The 16,406-nt window shown below is 72.0% G+C and carries 16 protein-coding genes; 4 read left to right on the top strand and 12 right to left on the bottom strand.

All coding sequences use genetic code 11. The features are described from left to right. Window positions 1-130: 130 nt before the first annotated feature. The 8 genes from RT054_RS03410 to RT054_RS03375 all read right to left on the bottom strand — a co-directional run bounded on the left by RT054_RS03410 (window position 131) and on the right by RT054_RS03375 (window position 8,952). Complete coding sequence (locus tag RT054_RS03410; protein ID WP_313022162.1) at window positions 131-1,153, bottom strand: WYL domain-containing protein; 1,023 nt, start codon at window positions 1,151-1,153, stop codon at window positions 131-133. Continuing rightward, window positions 1,150-2,169, bottom strand: a complete 1,020-nt coding sequence (locus tag RT054_RS03405) for a WYL domain-containing protein (RefSeq protein WP_313022161.1) — start codon at window positions 2,167-2,169, stop codon at window positions 1,150-1,152. The genes RT054_RS03410 and RT054_RS03405 overlap by 4 nt, the downstream gene beginning before the upstream one ends. 46 nt (window positions 2,170-2,215) lie before the next feature. Beyond that, window positions 2,216-3,214 (bottom strand): FKBP-type peptidyl-prolyl cis-trans isomerase, encoded by a 999-nt coding sequence (locus RT054_RS03400; protein WP_312719485.1) that lies wholly within the window; start codon window positions 3,212-3,214, stop codon window positions 2,216-2,218. A gap of 144 nt (window positions 3,215-3,358) precedes the next feature. Further along, window positions 3,359-4,750: a Pup--protein ligase gene (gene pafA, locus RT054_RS03395; RefSeq protein WP_313022160.1), complete on the bottom strand. Its 1,392-nt coding sequence runs from the start codon at window positions 4,748-4,750 to the stop codon at window positions 3,359-3,361. A 49-nt stretch (window positions 4,751-4,799) separates the two neighbouring features. Continuing rightward, on the bottom strand, window positions 4,800-6,320 hold the full coding sequence (locus tag RT054_RS03390) for a long-chain fatty acid--CoA ligase (protein ID WP_313022159.1): 1,521 nt from the start codon (window positions 6,318-6,320) through the stop codon (window positions 4,800-4,802). Between the two features lie 90 nt (window positions 6,321-6,410). Beyond that, window positions 6,411-6,863, bottom strand: a complete 453-nt coding sequence (locus RT054_RS03385; RefSeq protein ID WP_313022158.1) for a MaoC family dehydratase — start codon at window positions 6,861-6,863, stop codon at window positions 6,411-6,413. A gap of 45 nt (window positions 6,864-6,908) precedes the next feature. Then, window positions 6,909-7,670, bottom strand: a complete 762-nt coding sequence (fabG, locus tag RT054_RS03380; RefSeq protein WP_313022157.1) for a 3-oxoacyl-ACP reductase FabG — start codon at window positions 7,668-7,670, stop codon at window positions 6,909-6,911. Window positions 7,671-7,734: 64 nt separating this feature from the next. After that, entirely contained in the window at window positions 7,735-8,952 is a 1,218-nt protein-coding gene (locus RT054_RS03375; RefSeq protein ID WP_313022156.1) for an acetyl-CoA C-acetyltransferase, read from the bottom strand. A 92-nt stretch (window positions 8,953-9,044) separates the two neighbouring features. On the opposite strand from RT054_RS03375, the gene RT054_RS03370 reads away from it, so the two are divergent. After that, window positions 9,045-9,635, top strand: coding sequence for a TetR/AcrR family transcriptional regulator (locus tag RT054_RS03370; RefSeq protein WP_313022155.1), 591 nt, complete (start codon window positions 9,045-9,047; stop codon window positions 9,633-9,635). An 11-nt stretch (window positions 9,636-9,646) separates the two neighbouring features. Here RT054_RS03370 and RT054_RS03365 read toward each other — a convergent pair whose 3' ends face one another. The 4 genes from RT054_RS03365 to RT054_RS03350 all read right to left on the bottom strand — a co-directional run bounded on the left by RT054_RS03365 (window position 9,647) and on the right by RT054_RS03350 (window position 13,841). Next, window positions 9,647-9,847, bottom strand: coding sequence for a ubiquitin-like protein Pup (locus RT054_RS03365; protein ID WP_312719493.1), 201 nt, complete (start codon window positions 9,845-9,847; stop codon window positions 9,647-9,649). A 93-nt stretch (window positions 9,848-9,940) separates the two neighbouring features. Next, window positions 9,941-11,251, bottom strand: coding sequence for a biotin synthase BioB (bioB, locus tag RT054_RS03360; protein ID WP_313022154.1), 1,311 nt, complete (start codon window positions 11,249-11,251; stop codon window positions 9,941-9,943). 123 nt (window positions 11,252-11,374) lie between these two features. Beyond that, window positions 11,375-12,895, bottom strand: coding sequence for a depupylase/deamidase Dop (gene dop, locus RT054_RS03355; protein ID WP_313022296.1), 1,521 nt, complete (start codon window positions 12,893-12,895; stop codon window positions 11,375-11,377). A 145-nt stretch (window positions 12,896-13,040) separates the two neighbouring features. Further along, window positions 13,041-13,841: a response regulator transcription factor gene (locus RT054_RS03350; protein WP_312719497.1), complete on the bottom strand. Its 801-nt coding sequence runs from the start codon at window positions 13,839-13,841 to the stop codon at window positions 13,041-13,043. A 100-nt stretch (window positions 13,842-13,941) separates the two neighbouring features. Between RT054_RS03350 and RT054_RS03345 the strand changes: the two genes are divergently transcribed. From RT054_RS03345 to RT054_RS03335, 3 genes are read left to right on the top strand one after another with little or no spacing between them, the layout of a single operon-like run. Then, the gene (locus tag RT054_RS03345) at window positions 13,942-14,121 is read left to right on the top strand and encodes a hypothetical protein (RefSeq protein ID WP_313022153.1); all 180 of its coding nucleotides are present in this window, start codon (window positions 13,942-13,944) and stop codon (window positions 14,119-14,121) included. Window positions 14,122-14,125: 4 nt separating this feature from the next. After that, a complete protein-coding gene (locus RT054_RS03340; protein WP_313022152.1) occupies window positions 14,126-15,367 on the top strand; it encodes a histidine kinase in 1,242 nt (413 codons plus the stop codon). A 39-nt stretch (window positions 15,368-15,406) separates the two neighbouring features. Continuing rightward, window positions 15,407-16,384: a ribose-phosphate pyrophosphokinase gene (locus tag RT054_RS03335; protein ID WP_313022151.1), complete on the top strand. Its 978-nt coding sequence runs from the start codon at window positions 15,407-15,409 to the stop codon at window positions 16,382-16,384. The last annotated feature ends 22 nt before the right edge of the window (window positions 16,385-16,406 follow it).

The raw sequence follows: 16,406 nt of genomic DNA, 5'->3' as shown, positions 1-16,406 counted from the left end.
GCCTTTCGAGTCACGAAGTGAGGTCGTCCGGGCACCATGGCGGTGCAGCGTCGTCAGTCTACGGGGGGACCCTGAGCACGACTCGGGACCCCGGGGGCGCCCGCGCCGTGGGTGATCTCGGCGTGGCTCCTCAGCCCGCCGGGGCCGGACCGTCGTACAGCGCGAGGGCCGCGGCGGTCTCCTCGCGGACCAGGTCGACCACCTCGGGCGGGGAGAGGACGCGGGCGCGTCCGCCGAGGCGCCGCATGAGCCGGGTGATCCACGCCGGGTCGGAGGCGGGCATCGTGATCGTCACGCGCTCCCCGTCGGCGGACCCGACGACCTCGTGCGGGTAGTAGTCGAGCATCCACCGCGCCTCCGGCTCGAGGAGGACCGTGACCGTGAGTTCGGCGTCCTCCGGCCGGTAGGGGCCGTGGGCGAGGTCGCGAGGGTGCGCCTGCGGCGGCGGGGTGCCGTCGACGTCCAGGACATCGAGCGCCTCGATGCGGTCCAGCCGGAACAGGCGGGTGTCCTGCGCGAGGTGGCACCACCCCTCGAGGTACCAGTGCCCCTCGGCCCGGGTGAGGCGCATGGGGTCGACGTCGCGTTCGGTGGCCTCGTCGCGCGTGGGGACGACGTAGCGCAGGTGCACCCGCCGACGACACCGCAGGGCCTCTCGCAGCGCGGGGACGTGGCGCGTCTCGGCGTCCGACCCCGCGTCGACGTGGATGCGCCGGCCCGCCTCCCGCGCCAACGCCGCCGACGACGGGTCGAGGGCGGACTCGAGCAGCGCGATGGTGTCGGCGACGAGTCGGGGGTCGGCGAGACCGGGCACGTCGGCGAGGCTGCGGAGGCCGACGAGGAGGGTGAGCGCCTCGTCGGCGCCGAGCCGCAGGGGGCGGGCGATCGTGTCGGCGTTGCCGAGATACACACGCCCCGACTCCCATTCGGCCTCGATGAGATCGTCGGGCATGCCGCCCGGCAGGCCGCAGACGAACAGCAGACCGAGGTCGGACTCGATCTGGTCCCGGCTCACGCCGAACTGGCGCGCGGCGTCGTCGATGTCGACGCCCTGACGGCGCAGCAGCCAGGGGACCATCGTGAGCAACCGCGACAGGCGCGCGGTGGCCGACTCCTGACCGGCACCGCCCGGGCCGCGACGGGCCGGGCTCATGCCGCTCCCCCGTCGGCGTGTGCGGCGAGGACCGCGGACAGCCGCTCGCGGACGAGGTCACGGAGCGGCGGGGGCGCCTCGACGACGACGTCGGCGCCGTGCCCGAGGATCTCGTCGGCGAGGGAGGAGACCCCGGCCCCGGTGACCTCGACGACGTCCCACGAGGCGGTGTCGGGACCCGACGCCGTCCCGATCACCCGCGCACGGCGACGCAGCACGTGCCCACGACCGGGCCGGATGCGGAGGGTCGCGGTGATCGGCTCCCCGCCCGCGAGCGAGGACGCGACGACGGCGCGCGGGTCGTGGTCATCGGGGATCGTGTAGGAGCCCGGCGCCCCCGCGAACGACACCGCCCCGACGACCCGGTCGAGACGGAACACGCGGGGCCCCTCGCGGTCGAGGTCGAATCCCGTGAGGTACCAGTGGCCGTGCCACGCGGTGATCCCCCACGGCTGGACCTGCCGACTCGTCGGGTCCCCCCGCCGGCTGCGGTAGCGGAACCGCACGGGCCGGGTCGTGACGACCGCGGCCCGTACCGCCTCGAAGGCCGGTTCGCTCGTGCGGACACCGGCCTCGATGCGGTCCAGGCCGTCGGCGACACCGGCCCCGGCCTCGTCGTCGGGTGCGACGGCCTCGAGCTTGCGCAGGGCCCGGGAGGCCGCGGCACCGAGCGAGGCCTCCGACCACGTGCGCCCGGCGAGGGCGAGCAGCGACATCTGTTCGGGGGTCACCTCGAGGTCGGGAAGGGCGTACTCGACGCGGTCGATGCGGTAGGCGGGTTCGTCGGAGAAGTAGACGTCGAGGTCCTCGGTGATGACGGGGATCCCCAACTCACGCAACTCGTCCTTGTCGCGCTCGAACATCCGCTCGAAGGCCTCGTCGTTCGGCGCCTCGCGGTAGGCCGCGACCCGCTCGCGAACCGCGGCACGCGGCAACGCCCGCCGCGTCGAGAGCAGGGCGATGACGAGGTTGAGGAGTCTCTCCGTCTTGGCGGCGGCCATGGGCGTGGACCTCATGGCCCGCACGCTACCGCACAGACGTTCGAGGGCGTCCGGTCTCGCGTCAGCGCGCGTCGAGGATGTCGAGCACGAAGACGAGGGTGTCGTCGCCCTTGATGTCGGGCTCACGGCCCTGCTTGCCGTAGCCGTCCGCCGGCGGGACGATGACGAGCAGGCGGCTGCCGACCGCGTGGCCGGGGATGCCCTCGTCCCATCCCTTGATGAGCTCGCCCTTGCCGACGGCGAACTCGACGTGGCCCTCGGGCGACTTGCCCGAGTAGTCGAACGGCTTGGACGGCTCCCGCCACGTGGCGCCGGTGTAGGTGACCCGCACGGTCTGCCCGGCGGCGACCTTGGGGCCCTTGCCCTCGATGAGGGGCTGCACGACGGTCTTCGTGGGCGGGGTGGCGCCCTTGGGGATCGTGATCTTCGCCGGTTCCTGCGGGGTCTTGCCCATCTCGATGGTCGGCAGGCCCGGCTTCGGCGGCACGGGAGTCCCGGTCGCCTGGGTGAGCGGGGTCTTCACGTCCGTGACCTCGAAGTAGTAGACGAGGGTGTCGGCGGGGGCGATACCGAGCTGGGAGTTGCCCTGGTCACCCACGGCCTCCCTGGCCGGGATCGCGACGAGCAGTCGCGAGCCGACCTTCTGCCCCACCATCGCGGACTGGATCGCCGACTGGAGGCTCTTGTCGGCCATCGACAGGCCGACGGCCTCCTTGCCGAGGCGGGCGTCGACCTGCTTGCCGTTCTTGCCGTTGACGAGGAGGTAGTGGGCGCTGACCTCGTCCTCGCCACCGATCTGCTTGCCGGTGCCCTCCTCGACGACGCGATAGCCCGGCCCGCTCGTCGTGAACGGGCTGCTCGGGAGGACGAGGGACGCCTTCTCGGTGCCGGCCCCCTCGACCTTGACGCCGGCGAGCTCGGCCGACTGGGCGGGAGCGGAGGCGGTGGCGGGAGCGGTGGCCTCCGCCGAGGAGCCGTCCTTCCCGTCCCCGCCGCAGGCGGAGAGGACGAGGGTGAACGGCAGCACGGCGGCGGCGAGGCGCAGTCGGATCGAGGACACGCGGAGGCCTTCTGGGAGTCGGACGGTGGTCGTCGGGGCTGGGCCCGACTCTCCACCATAACCAGGCAGGCTGGGAACTCCCTCAGCGTGGAGGTCCATGCGTGTCGGAACGAGGAGGCGAGTCACGCACTCCGGCAGACGTGCTCACCGGTCCGCTGCGTCCCCGGCCCTCCTCACGGAGGCGAGGAGGTCGTCGACGCGCGGGTCCGCCGCGGCGAACGGGTCCTTGCACAACACGGTGCGACCGACCTGGTCATCGAGCCGCAGGTGACTCCAGTCGACGGTGTAGTCCCGGCCGTGCCGCCGCGCGGCGTCGACGAACGTTCCCCGCAGGTGTGCCCGGGTGGTGGCGGGTGCCGTCGTGCGGGCCCGTGCCACCTGCTCGTCGGTGACGACGGTCGCGAGGAGACCCTTGTCGCGCATGCGGGCGAGGACGCCGCGGCGCGGGTCGATGTCGTGGACGTTGAGCTCCATCTGCGCCACCCGGGGGTCGGCCAGTTCGAGCCCCTGCCGTTCGGCGAACCGGGTGAGCAGGCGGTGCTTGACCACCCAGTCGATCTCGGTGTCCACCCCCGACATGTCGCCGGCCTCCAACCCGGTGAGGGTGCGGTCCCACAGGTCGAGGACCTCGGCGTCGAGCGGCCGGGTGGGCCCCTCGGCCGCGAGGTGCGCGGCGGCCAGCTCGAAGTAGGCGCGCTGGACGTCCCGCGCGCGGGCGCGCCCCCCGCGGGCGAGGGCGACGTCGGCGGCGCCGAGGAGGTCCCGGCTCGCGGCGCGGATGGCCGTCATGGGGTTGGCGAGGGTGAGGTCGTCGGGTCGCCGTCCGGCCTCGAGGGCGCGCAGCACGAGGTCCGTGGACCCGACCTTGAGCATCGTCGTGGTCTCGCACACGTTGGAGTCGCCGACGATGACGTGCAGACGGCGGAACCGGTCGGCGTCGGCGTGCGGCTCGTCGCGGGTGTTGATCATCGGGCGCGACCGCGTGGTGGCGCTGCTCGCCCCCTCCCACATGACGTCGGCCCGTTGGGAGAGCACGTAGGTGCCGACGCCCTTGGCGTCGAGGAGCACGTGCCCGGCGCCGCAGACGAGCTGCCGGGTGACGAGGAACGGCAGCAGCGCGTCGCTGAGCTGGTCGAGGTCGGTGGACCGGGCGACGAGGTAGTTCTCGTGGCAGCCGTAGGACGTACCCGCGGAATCGAGGTTGTTCTTGAACACGTAGACCGCGGCGTCGATGCCGTCCTCGGCCATGCGCGTGCGGGCCTCGTCGGCGAGGCCCTGGACGATGCTCTCCCCCGCCCGGTCCTGCGCGAGCAGGTCGACGAGGGTGTCGCATTCGGCCGTGGCGTACTCGGGGTGGTTGCCGACGTCGAGGTAGAGGCGGGCCCCGTTGCCGAGGAACACGTTCGAGGAGCGCCCCCACGCGACGATGCCGCGGAACATGTACCGCGCGACCTCGTCGGGCGTCAGTCGCCGCTTGCCCTCGACGGTGCAGGTGAGCCCGTATTCGGTCTCGATGCCGTAGATGCGCCGGTCCATACGGGCGAGGGTACGGGGCGCCGCCGACGCCCGGCGCCGAGGCCGGTCGTCAGGAGTCCGTCGTCGGCGACTCGACGAGGTTCCTGCGGATCTCGCGCTTGAGGATCTTCATGCTCGGACCCATCGGCAGGGCCTCGACGATCTCCACGCGCCGCGGGTACTTGTGCTTGGCGAGGTGCTCCCTGCCGTACTCGATGAGCTCCTCCGCGGTGACCTCCGCCCCGGGGTTGACGGTGACGACGGCGCACACCTCCTCGCCCTGCACCTCGTCGGGCACGCCGACGACGGCCACCATGTTGACCGCGGGGTGGCGGCCGAGCACCTCCTCGACCTCCCGCGGGTAGATGTTGAACCCGCCGCGGATGACGAGGTCGGTCTTGCGGTCGACGATCGAGATGAACCCCGACTCGTCCTTGACGCCGATGTCGCCGGTGCGGAACCACCCGTCGACGACGGCCCGTTCGGTCGCCTCCGGATCGTCGAGGTACCCCTCGAACACCGCGTGGCCGCGAGCGACGACCTCGCCACGTTCCCCCACACCGAGCAGGACGATCTCGTCCTCGGTCGTGGGGTCGGCGATCTCGACCTCGACACCCCACACCGGGTGTCCGACCGTGCCGGGCCTCGTCCCGTGGCGGGTCTGGTTGGCGGTGATCGTCGGTGAGGTCTCCGAGAGCCCGTACCCCTCGAGGATCTGCGTGCCGAAACGCGCCTCGAACGCCTCGAGGACCGACACCGGCAGGGAGGCGCCACCGGAGACGCACAGGCGCAGGGTGGGCGGGGGGCCGGGCGACTCCGGGGCGTCGAGCGCCGCGAGGAGCATGACGAACATCGTGGGGACGCCGAACATGAGGGTCACGTCGTGGTCGTGCATGAGGCGCAGGCATTCCTGCGGGTCGAACCTCGGCTGCAGCACGAGCGTCGCCCCCACCCGGAACGCCGTGTTCATCCCGACGTTCTGGCCGAAGACGTGGAACAGGGGGAGCACGCCCATGACGACGTCCGTGGTCTCGAACGGGTTGCTGTCGAACGCGTTGTTGAGCACGTTCATCGTGATGTTGAGGTGGCTGAGCAGCGCGCCCTTGGGGCGACCGGTGGTGCCGCTCGTGAAGAAGATCACCGCGATGTCATCGGGGGCGCGTGACACGAGCGTGTCGATCGGTTCGCTGCCGATCAGCGGGGCGATCTCGAGGGCCTCCGTGCCCCCGAGACGGGCGGCCTCCCGGGCGGTCTCGGCCATGCTGTCGTGGTAGAGGAGGGCCTTCGCCGACGTCTTCTCGACGAGGTAGGCGGCCTCCCTGGGCCCGAGCAGCGTCGGGACGGGGACGACCGTCGCGCCCGCCGCGAGGATGCCGTGGTACGCGGCGACGAAGTCGCTGACGTTCGGCGCGAGGAGGCCGACCCGATCGCCGGGCGCGACCCCCCGCGCGGCGAGGCCGCCGGCGACGGCGCGGGCCTCGCGCCAGGCCTCGGCGTAGGTCCAGGTGCGGTCGCCCTGGACGAGGGCGGTCGCCTCGGGCGTGCGGCGGGCCGACTCGGACAGGATGCTGGCGACGGACAGGGTGGGCATCGGCGGAGCCTTTCGACGGGCGGGCACGTGGGTGGTGCTGGATCGGGCGCACGTCCCTCGCCGACCCACGGCGAGTGCTCGGCGGCCGGGTCAGGGGACGAGGATGCTGACGATCTCGGCGACGCAGGCCGGCTTGTCGGCGCCCTCGATCTCGACGGTCACCTTGGTGACGGCCTGACGCCCCATCGCCGTCGGGGTCACCGACACCAGTTCGACGTGCCCGCGCACGCGCGAGTCCACGGGCACGACCGAGGGGAAGCGCACCTTGTTGCTGCCGTAGTTGATGCCGAGCTTGAGCCCGTCGACCCGGTAGATCTGCGCGAACATCACCGAGACGAGCGACAGGGTGAGGTAGCCGTGGGCGATCGTCGTGCCGAACGGTCCGTCCTTCGCGCGGTCGGGGTCCACGTGGATCCACTGGTGGTCGTGGGTCGCCTCGGCGAACTCGTCGATCATCTCCTGGGTGATGTCGAACCAGTCGCTCGTGCCGAGCTCCTCCCCGACCGCGGCCTCGAACTCCTCGATCCCGTCGAACACTCTCATCGCGATTCTCCTCCTCGTGCGTGGGCGGGCAGGCGTCGAGCGCGGTCAGGCGCGCGGCCCGCCCGCGACGTAGATGACCTGTCCGCTGACGAACCCCGCCTCCTCGCGGCAGAAGAAGGACGCCGTCGCGGCGATGTCGGCCGGGGTGCCCCCGCGCGCGACCGGGATCTGGGAGACGGCGTAGGCGCGGAAGTCCTCCCACGCCACGCCCATCCGGGCGGCGGTGGCCTGGGTCATCTCGGTCTCGATGAACCCCGGCGCGATCGCGTTGACCGTGACGCCGAACTTGCCGAGCTCGATCGCGAGGGTCTTGGTGAACCCCTGGAGGCCGGCCTTCGCGGTCGAGTAGTTGGCCTGGCCGCGATTGCCGAGTGCCGAGGTCGAGGAGAGGTTGACGATGCGCCCGAATCCCGCCGTCGTCATGTGGGCCTGGCACGCCTTGGACATGAGGAACGCGCCGCGCAGGTGGACGTTCATGACGACGTCCCAGTCCTCGACGTCCATCTTGAAGAGGAGGTTGTCACGGATGACGCCGGCGTTGTTGATGAGGACGACCGGCGGGCCGAGCTTCTCCGCGACGGTGGCGACGGCCGCCTCGACCCGCTCGGGGTCGCTGACGTCACAGGCCACGGCGAGGGCGCGCCCGCCGTCGGCGACGATGGTGTCGACGACGGTCTGGCAGGCCGCCTCGTCGAGGTCGAGCACGGCCACGGCCATGCCGTCCGCGGCGAGGCGGGCGGCGACCCCGGCGCCGATACCCCGGGCCGCGCCGGTGACGATGGCGACACGCTGAGTCGAGTCGTTCACGAGTTCTCCTGTGCTGGATGCGATGTGGGTGATGCGTGGTGTTCGGCGGTCGGCGACGTGGGCGTCAGCTGAGCCGCTCGAGGATCATGGCCATGCCTTGGCCGCCGCCGACGCACATGGTCTCGAGACCGAACTGCTTGTCGTGGTGCTGCAGCGAGGTGATGAGGGTGGTCGTCATCCGGGCCCCCGTCATGCCGAACGGGTGGCCGATCGCGATGGCGCCACCGTTGACGTTGAGGCGGTCCTCCTCGACACCGAGCTGCCGCGCCGAGGGGATGACCTGCGCGGCGAAGGCCTCGTTGATCTCGACGAGGTCGATGTCGGAGATGCTCATCCCCGCCAGGTCGAGGGCCCGGCGGCTCGCCTCGACGGGGCCGAGGCCCATGATCTCGGGCGAGAGGCCCGTGAGACCGGTGGACACGACGCGGGCGAGCGGGGTGAGGCCGAACTCCTTGGCGCGGACGTCGCTCATGACGACGACCGCGGCGGCCCCGTCGTTGAGGGGGCAGCAGTTGCCGGCGGTGACGGTCCCGTCGGGACGGAACACCGGGTCGAGGGTCGAGACCTTTTCGTAGGTGACTCCGGCGCGGGGGCCGTCGTCTGTGCTCACCACGGTGCCGTCGGGCAGCGTGAGCGGGGTGATGTCCTTGGCCCAGAAACCGTCGGCGATCGCCTTCTCGGCGAGGTTCTGGCTGCGCACGCCGAAGCGGTCCTGCTCCTCGCGGGTCGTGCCGGTGAGCTGGGCGACGTTCTCGGCGGTCTGGCCCATCGCGATGTAGACGTCCGGCAGCGCGCCGTCCTCGCGGGGGTCGTGCCAGGTCATGCCGCCGGCCGCGAAGTCCTCGGTCCGGGCCCGTGCCTCGGCGAACAGCGGGTTCTGGGTGTCGGGGTACCCGTCTGCGGATCCCTGGCCGAACCGGCTCACGGCCTCGACGCCGGCACTGATGAACACGTGCCCCTCCCCCGCACGGATGGCGTGCATCGCCATGCGGGTCGTCTGGAGGCTCGAGGAGCAGTAGCGGTTGACCGTCGTGCCCGGCAGGTGGTCCATGTCGAGCAGCGTGGCGACCACCTTGGCCTGGTTGAAGCCCCCCTCTCCCGACGGCGAACCCGTGCCGAGGATGAGGTCGTCGATCTCACGCGGGTCGAGCCCGGGGACCTTGTCGAGGGCGGCGCGCACCATCTGCGCGGTCATGTCGTCGGGACGCATCGAGGCGAGCGATCCCTTGAAGGCCCTCCCGATCGGGGAGCGGGCGGTGGCGACGATTACGGCTTCGGGCATCAGGTCTCCAAACTAAGCGCTTGCTCTGCAGTGAGCGTTTGCTAACCATTGCCCAGGTGGGGTTGACTCGTCAAGAGACCCTGGAGGACGCCATGACCGGAGAGCACCCGCCCTCGCCGTCGTCGGACCGGTTGCTGGCCGCGGCCACCGAGGCGTTCGCCGAGCGGGGCTTCCACGGCACGACGACCAGGGACATCGCCGCTCGGGCGGGGATGAGCGCCACCGCGATGTACGTGCACCACCGCTCCAAGGAGGAACTGCTCTACGCGATCTCCCTCAGCGGCCACCGCCGCGTGCTCACCTCGATCCAGGAGGCCTCGGCCCGAGGCATCTCCCCCACCGAGCGTCTCGCCGACGTGGCCTGCGCGTTCGGGGCGTGGCATGCCGAGGGCACCGTGCGGGCGAGGGTGGTCAACTACGAGCTGGACTCACTCAGCCCCGAGCACCGCGAGGAGGTCATGCGTCTGCGCGAGGGCATCGACAGGGTGTTCCGTTCGATCGTCGCGGCCGGGGTCGCCGCCAGCGAGTTCGACGTTCCCGACGTGTCGATGACGACGGTGTCGATCGTCTCCCTCGGCCTCGACATCTCGCGGTGGTACCGGCCCGACGGTGGTTGGAGCACCGAGCAGGTGATCACCCACTACCGCGACACGGTGCTGCGCATCGCCGGCGTGGGCCGCTGACGCGTCCCTGCCTACTGCCCGCCCTTCTGGACGAAACCACGGACGAACTCCTCGGCGTTGACCTCGAGCACGGAGTCGATCTCGTCGAGCACCGAGTCGATGTCGGCGTCCAGCGCGGCCTTGCGTTCACCCGTCGGCGTGGGCGGCGGGGTGGGCTCGCCGGGATCCCCGCCCTCGCGGTACTCCGGGCGGATCTGCTCCTGTCCAGACATGGCGTGTCCTTTCATGGGGGCCGGATGCGCCTCGTCACCGGAGGCCGCGGTGCGGTCCGGTGACGAGGCGCGTCCCAGGTGGGCGATGGAGGATCAGGCGTTGGGGGCGAGTTCGGTGCCGATGCCGCGGCGACGCACGCGGACGGCCTCGGCGCCCTCGCGTCCACCCTCGTGGAAGGCCGCGGCCGTGGCCATGACCCGGTCGGCGGCGGCGCGGTCGGCGTCGAGGGGCTGGTCGGCCGGGGCGGAGGCGTCGGTCTCGTGGCCGCCACACGCGCCCGCACCGCCACAGGCGTGGCTGCCGCCGCACCCGCCGGCGTCACCGTCGTGTCCGCCGCACCCGCCGGCGGCGTCGGTGCCCACGAGGGCGTCGTCCATGAGGTCGGAGCGGTGGAGACCCCGGGCGAGAAGCTCGCCGGGACGCTCCTCCTTGCCCTCGACGACGAACCCGGCGTCGGCGATCATCTCGAGGTCGGCCGTGGCGGCCTGGCCCTCGCTCGTGAGGTAGTCGCCGAGGAAGATCGAGTTGGCGATGTGCAGCCCGAGGGGCTGCAGGCTGCGCAGGTGGATCTCGCGACCGCCCGCGATGCGCACCTCCGAGTCGGGGCAGACGAACCGCACCATCGCGAGGATGCGCAGGCATTCCGCCGGGGTGAGGTTCCACTCCTCCGAGAGCGGGGTGCCCTCGAACGGGATGAGGAAGTTGACCGGGATCGAGTCCGACCCGATCTCCTTGAGCGAGTAGACGACCGAGACGAGGTCCTCGTGGGACTCACCCGTGCCGGCGATGAGCCCGGAACAGGCGGACATGCCCGCGTCGTGGGTCTTGGTGACGGTGTCGACACGGTCGTCGAAGGTGTGCGTGCTGCAGATGTCGTCGTAGCGCTCGGCCGCGGTGTTGAGGTTGTGGTTGTAGGCGTCGGCGCCCGCGTCCGCGAGGCGCTGCGCCTGGCCGTCCTTGAGCAACCCGAGGCAGGCGCACACCTCGACGTCGGGGTGCTCGGTCTTCAGGGCCTCGATGGCGTCGGTGACCTTGGTGATGTCGCGGTCGCTCGGTCCGCGGCCGCTGCTCACGAGGCAGACCCGACGGGCGCCGCCCTCGACGCCCGCCTTGGCCATCGACAGCACCGCGTCGGGCCCTGCGAGGGAGTACTTGAGGATCTCCGCCTCGCTGCCCAGACGCTGGCTGCAGTACGTGCAGTCCTCGGGGCACAGGCCGGACTTGATGTTGACGAGGTAGTTGAGCTTGACGCGACGACCGAAGAACTCACGCCGGACCCGATAGGCGCCCGCGACGACGTCGAGCACGTCGTCGTCGCTCGTGCGAAGGACCGCGAGGGCCTCTTCGCGGGTGGGGGTCTCACGGCGGAGCGCCTTCTCGACGAGACGGTCGATGAGTTCCATACCAGGCCTTTCGGTGGACGAGCGGCGATGCCAGACCCACAACATAGCCCGCGGTGTCCGACGCCCGAACGAGCCTCCCCCGAGGGTGGGGACAGGAGTCCCGGGGTGGGGTCCCCGTCGACCTCAGCCCCCGGCGAGCGCGGTGAGCAGCCCCGGCGCATCGGGATGCCGGTCGAGGACGTCCTCCGTGAGCTCCTGCGTGCCGCGGAGGGGTTCGGAGGTCGCGATGCGGTGGAGCGGGCCTCCGTCGCCGCGGTCGAGGAGGACCGACTGCCACGAGGCCGCGACGACCGACCGCGGGTAGCGGCGGATGCACTCACCACGGAACCAGGCGCGGGTCGTCGGCGGTGGGTCGGTGACGGCACGGGCGACCTCCTCCTCGGTCGTGAGGCGCTCCAGACGCCCGCGCGCCTCGAGGCGCCGCGCCAGCCCCTTGCCGGCGGTCCCGTGGGACCACTGGAGGTCGACGAGCACGAGACGCGGGTCGTCCCAGTCGAGGCCGTCCCGGGCGCGGAACCCTTCGAGCAGATCGCGTTTGGCGACCCACTCGACCCAGCGGCCCGCCTCGGGAGAACCGACCTCGAGGGCCGACATCACGGCGTCCCATCGCCGGAGGACCTCGACGGTGTCGGCGTCGGCGAGTGCGAGTGGGTCGCCGCCGAGTTCGTCACGCAGGTGTCGGAGGACGTGGGCCTGGTAGCGGCGCAGGATCTCCAGCCCCGTGAGCCGCCGGCCGTCGACGAGATCGACGCGGGCTCGCAGGTCGGGGTCGTGGGAGAGCACCTTGAGCGCGGCGACCGGGTCGAGCAGGGAGAGATCCTCGTCGAGGCGCCCGGACTCGATGAGCCCGAGCACGAGGCTCGTCGTGCCGACCTTGAGCAGGGCGGAGACCTCCGACAGGTTCGCGTCGCCGATGATGACGTGCAGCCTCCGGTATCGGGAGGCCTGGGCGTGCGGCTCGTCGCGGGTGTTGACGATGGGCCGCCGGAACGTCGTCTCGAGCCCGACCCGCGCCTCGAAGAAGTCGGCGCGCGAGGAGATCTGGAAGCCGGCCCGTTCGGAGTTCTGCCCGAGGCCGACCCGGCCCGCGCCGCAGAGGATCTGGCGGGCGACGAAGAACGGCGTGAGCTGCGCGACGATCCGCTCGAAGGGGGTGGCGCGGGCGACGAGGTAGTTCTCGTGGGTGCCGTAGCTCGCGCCCTTGCCGTCGGTGTTGTTCTTGTACACGTCGATCGGCGGGTCCTCGCCGGCGTCCGAGGACCCGGCGCGGGCGGCCTCGGCCATGACGAGCTCGCCGGCCCTGTCCCACACGAGGGCCTGTCGCGGCGTCGTGACCTCCGGCGAGGAGTACTCCGGATGGGCGTGGTCGACGTAGAGGCGCGCGCCGTTGGTGAGGACGACGTTCGCGACCCGTGGGTCGTCGGCCCACTCGTCGGTGAGCTGGCTCTCGTGCGCGAGCGCCCGGCTCACCGAGAACCCCCGCGCGTCCACGAGCGGGGACTCACCCGCGTAGTCCCATCGGGTGCGGTGCACCCGGCCATGGCCCCCGGCCGCGTACCGCTGGACGACGCGCCCCGACAACACGACCGGGTCGAGCAGCGGACGGCCGGGCACCGCGATGCCGTACTCGGTCTCGATGCCCATGACCCGGCGGACCGACCCGGGCACCACCGCGGCCGACGTCGACGGAGGCGACGGGTCGGCGGCGCCTTCCGACACGGGGTCCGGGGCGTCGGGGCTCGTCGGTGAGGTCATGGCCCCAGCGTAGGGGCGGGGCCGTGCCGGGAGCTCAGTGGCGGTGGAGCCGGGGACTCACGAGCCCGAGCTCGGTCGCGCGGATGAGCAGCCGCACCCGACCGTCGACCCCGAACTTCGCGCAGAGTTTCGCCAGCCGGCTCTTGACCGTCGCCTCCGCGACGACGAGGGCGGCGGCCATCTCCGCCGTGTTGGCGCCCGCGGCGAGGAGTTCCAGCACGTCCTTGTCGCCGGTCGTGAGGGCCGGGGCGTCCGCCGACGGCGACCGCGGCAGGTCACCGGCGAGCCGCTCGTCCCCGTCCGCCACCGCCTGCAGGAGGGCCATCGTGACCGACGGGGCGAGCGCCGGTTCACCACCCGCGGCCTGGCGGATCGAGGAGATGAGCGTCGCGGGGTCGCAGTCCTTGAGCAGATAGCCCCGCGCACCGGCGCGCAGCATGGGGACGGCGGCCTCCACGCTGCCGAGCGTCGTGAGCGCGACGACCGTCGTGTGCGGCGCGTCGTGAAGGATGCGACGGGTGGCCTCGATGCCGTCCATCACCGGCATGTGGATGTCCATGAGGACGACGTCGGGTGACAGGCGGGCGACGGCCTCGACCGCGAGCGCCCCGTTCTCCGCGGTGCCGACGACCTCGAGGTCCTCGGCTCCCCGCAGGAAGATCGTCAGCGCATGCCGCATGAGCTGCTCGTCCTCGGCGATGAGGACGCGCCGCGGGCGTCCCGGACCGATCGGCCCCGCCGTGCCGGCTCCCACGGCCCCCGTGCGGGCTGTGCCTGTGGGGGCTGTCCCCGTGCGGGCCGTCCCCGACGTCGTGTCCCCGTTCGCGCTCGTCATGCCGTCATCCTCCCCCATCGCGACGCGCGACCCTGTCCGATGCCCACCGCGCCCGATAGACTCACCCCCGCCCGGACGCTTCCAGCTCGGAGGAGCCCTCATGCCCCGCTCAGGCCGCACCCTGTCCGCCGTCGCCGTCGCCGTCGTCATGGCCCTCGCGCCCCTGGGCTCGGCCTCCGCCGCTCCCATCGACCCGCGCGTCCCCTCCGACGTGGTCGTCCCACAGGGCCCGCCGAAGTGGGTGTGCCGGTACCTGCCTGCGCTGTGCTCTCGCACATGAGCCGGTGAGGCGCCTGCTGGGGGTGCCCTGGCGGTTGCGGACACGGGTGGCCATCGACGAGGTCGCCTCCTCCGCCAGCCCCCCTCAGATCTTCCTGTGGGTCGCCATCGCCTACGGCTGCCTGTTCGTCGCGTACTGGATCGTCGACGACCGCCGATCGGCGTCTCCTCTCCTGGACAGCCTTCCTCCGTTCACGTTCCTCCTCCTGCTCCTCTCGGTGCTGCTCCGCGGTCGCTGGCGGGCGCCGGCCCTCGTCCTGCTCGGGGGCGTCGCCCTGCCGGTCCTCGACCTGCTCCTGCCCCACCTGCGGCCCGCGGGTGCGGCGGTCCTGCCCCTCGTCGGTCTCCTCATCACGGCGTTCGTCCTCGGGTACGAACGTCGTCCCGCCGTCTTCCTCGGTTCCCTCGTGCTCTGGGTGGCGTGGGGGGTGCTCACCGAGCGGTACGCCGGGATGAGCGGATTCACGTGGCAGTTCGTCATCCCCGCCAGCCTGCTGTTCGGGACGGCCGGGTGGAGCGTCGGCCTCGTCGCCCGTCGGCGGCGCACCGCCGAGGAGGCCCTGTCGACGCTCACCGAGCGACGCCGCCGCGAACGGATCGGCCTCGCCCGCGAACTGCACGACAGCGTGGCCCGCGACCTCACGATCATCGCGATGCAGTCCGCCGTGCTCCGCTCGACGGACCGTCCCGACGAACAGGAGTACGCCCGGGACGCGATCGAGACGACGGCCCGTTCGGGCCTGGACGCGTTGAAGCGGCTCCTCGTCGTCCTGCGCGCCGAGGAGGCCGTCGAGTCCCCCGGGCTCGTCCGCGACCTCGACGCGGAGAACCTGCAGGAGGCACTCGGCTCCGCCGTGCGGCACCTCGTGTTCCTCGGTTTCCAGGCGACGTCGTCCGCGACCCCGCCCGATCTGCCGCGCGCGGCCGAGACGACCGCCGTCCGCGTCGTCCGGGAGGGCACGACGAACATCACCAAGCACGCGCCCCTCGGCGCCGTCTGCCACCTCGACGCCTCCGTCGCCGACGGTCTGCTCGTCGTGCGGGTCGCGAACGAGCGGGAGGCCACCAGCCCGGCCACCCCCCGGACCCCGTCGACCGGCCTGGGCCTCGACTCCCTCGCCGAACGACTCCGCCTCCTCGGCGGCAGCCTCGACGCCGGGCCCGTCGGCGCGACGTGGGTCCTCGAGGCCCACATCCCCCTCACCGCCCCGCTTGCCGGGTCCGTCGGCGCTCCGGCCGCGTCTTAGGATGGCCGGGCCCCTGCCCCTCGCCCCCGAGGACCCGACGTGCGTGACGTGATCGTCTTCTCCGGCTCCGCCCATCAATCCCTCGCCCGGCAGATCTGCGACCACCTCGGGGTCCCGCTCTCGGACGTCGACATCGCGCGGTTCAGCAACGACTGCCTCCAGGCGCAGCTGCTCGTCAACTGCCGACAGCGCGACGTGTTCATCGTGCAGCCCCTGGTCCCGCCGACGCAGGAGCACCTCATGGAGCTGCTCATGATGATCGACGCCGCGCGCGGTGCCTCCGCCGCGCACGTCACCGCCGTCATCCCGCACTACGCGTACGCGCGCAGTGACAAGAAGGACGCCTCGCGCATCTCGCTGGGCGGTCGGCTGGTCGCCGACATGCTCGTCACCGCCGGGGCGGACCGCGTCATCACGATGGCCCTGCACGCCCCCCAGGTGCACGGGTTCTTCTCCTGCCCGGTCGATCACCTCACGGCGATCGGCGCCCTCGCCGAACACTTCCGTGGCCGCGACCTCACCGACCACGTCGTCGTCTCCCCCGACCTCGGCAACGCGAAGAACGCCACCCTGTTCGCGCGCCTCCTCGGCCTGTCCGTCGCCGCGGGCAACAAGCAGCGCCTCGCCGATGATCGCGTCATCATCGACTCGATCGTCGGGGACGTCGCCGGCAAGAGGGCCATCGTCCTCGACGACGAGATCGCGACGGGTGGCTCGATGATCGAGCTGCTCGACAAGCTCGCGGAGGCCGGCTCCCCCGGGGCCGCGGTCGTCTGCACCCACGGCTTGTTCGCGGGCCCGGCGGTCGACCGGCTCAACCGTCATCCGCTCATCACCGAGGTCGTCTCCACCGACACTGTGCCCGCCCCCTCGGGCCTGGAGAGGCACGTCGTCGTGTCGGTGGCCGATCTGTTCGCCGAGGCCATCGCCCGCATCCACGCCGGGGAGTCCGTCAGCAGCCTCTTCGACGGCGTCGACCCCCGGCACGCGCCGCCGCAGCTCAAGCTGCCGTTCTGAGAGATCGGAACGGCTCGCCCGC

This window comes from Mobilicoccus sp. (assembly GCF_032060985.1).
Lineage (GTDB): Bacteria > Actinomycetota > Actinomycetes > Actinomycetales > Dermatophilaceae > Mobilicoccus.
Note: the sequence above shows the minus strand (reverse complement) of the source record. Positions and strands in the feature narration are given on the sequence as shown.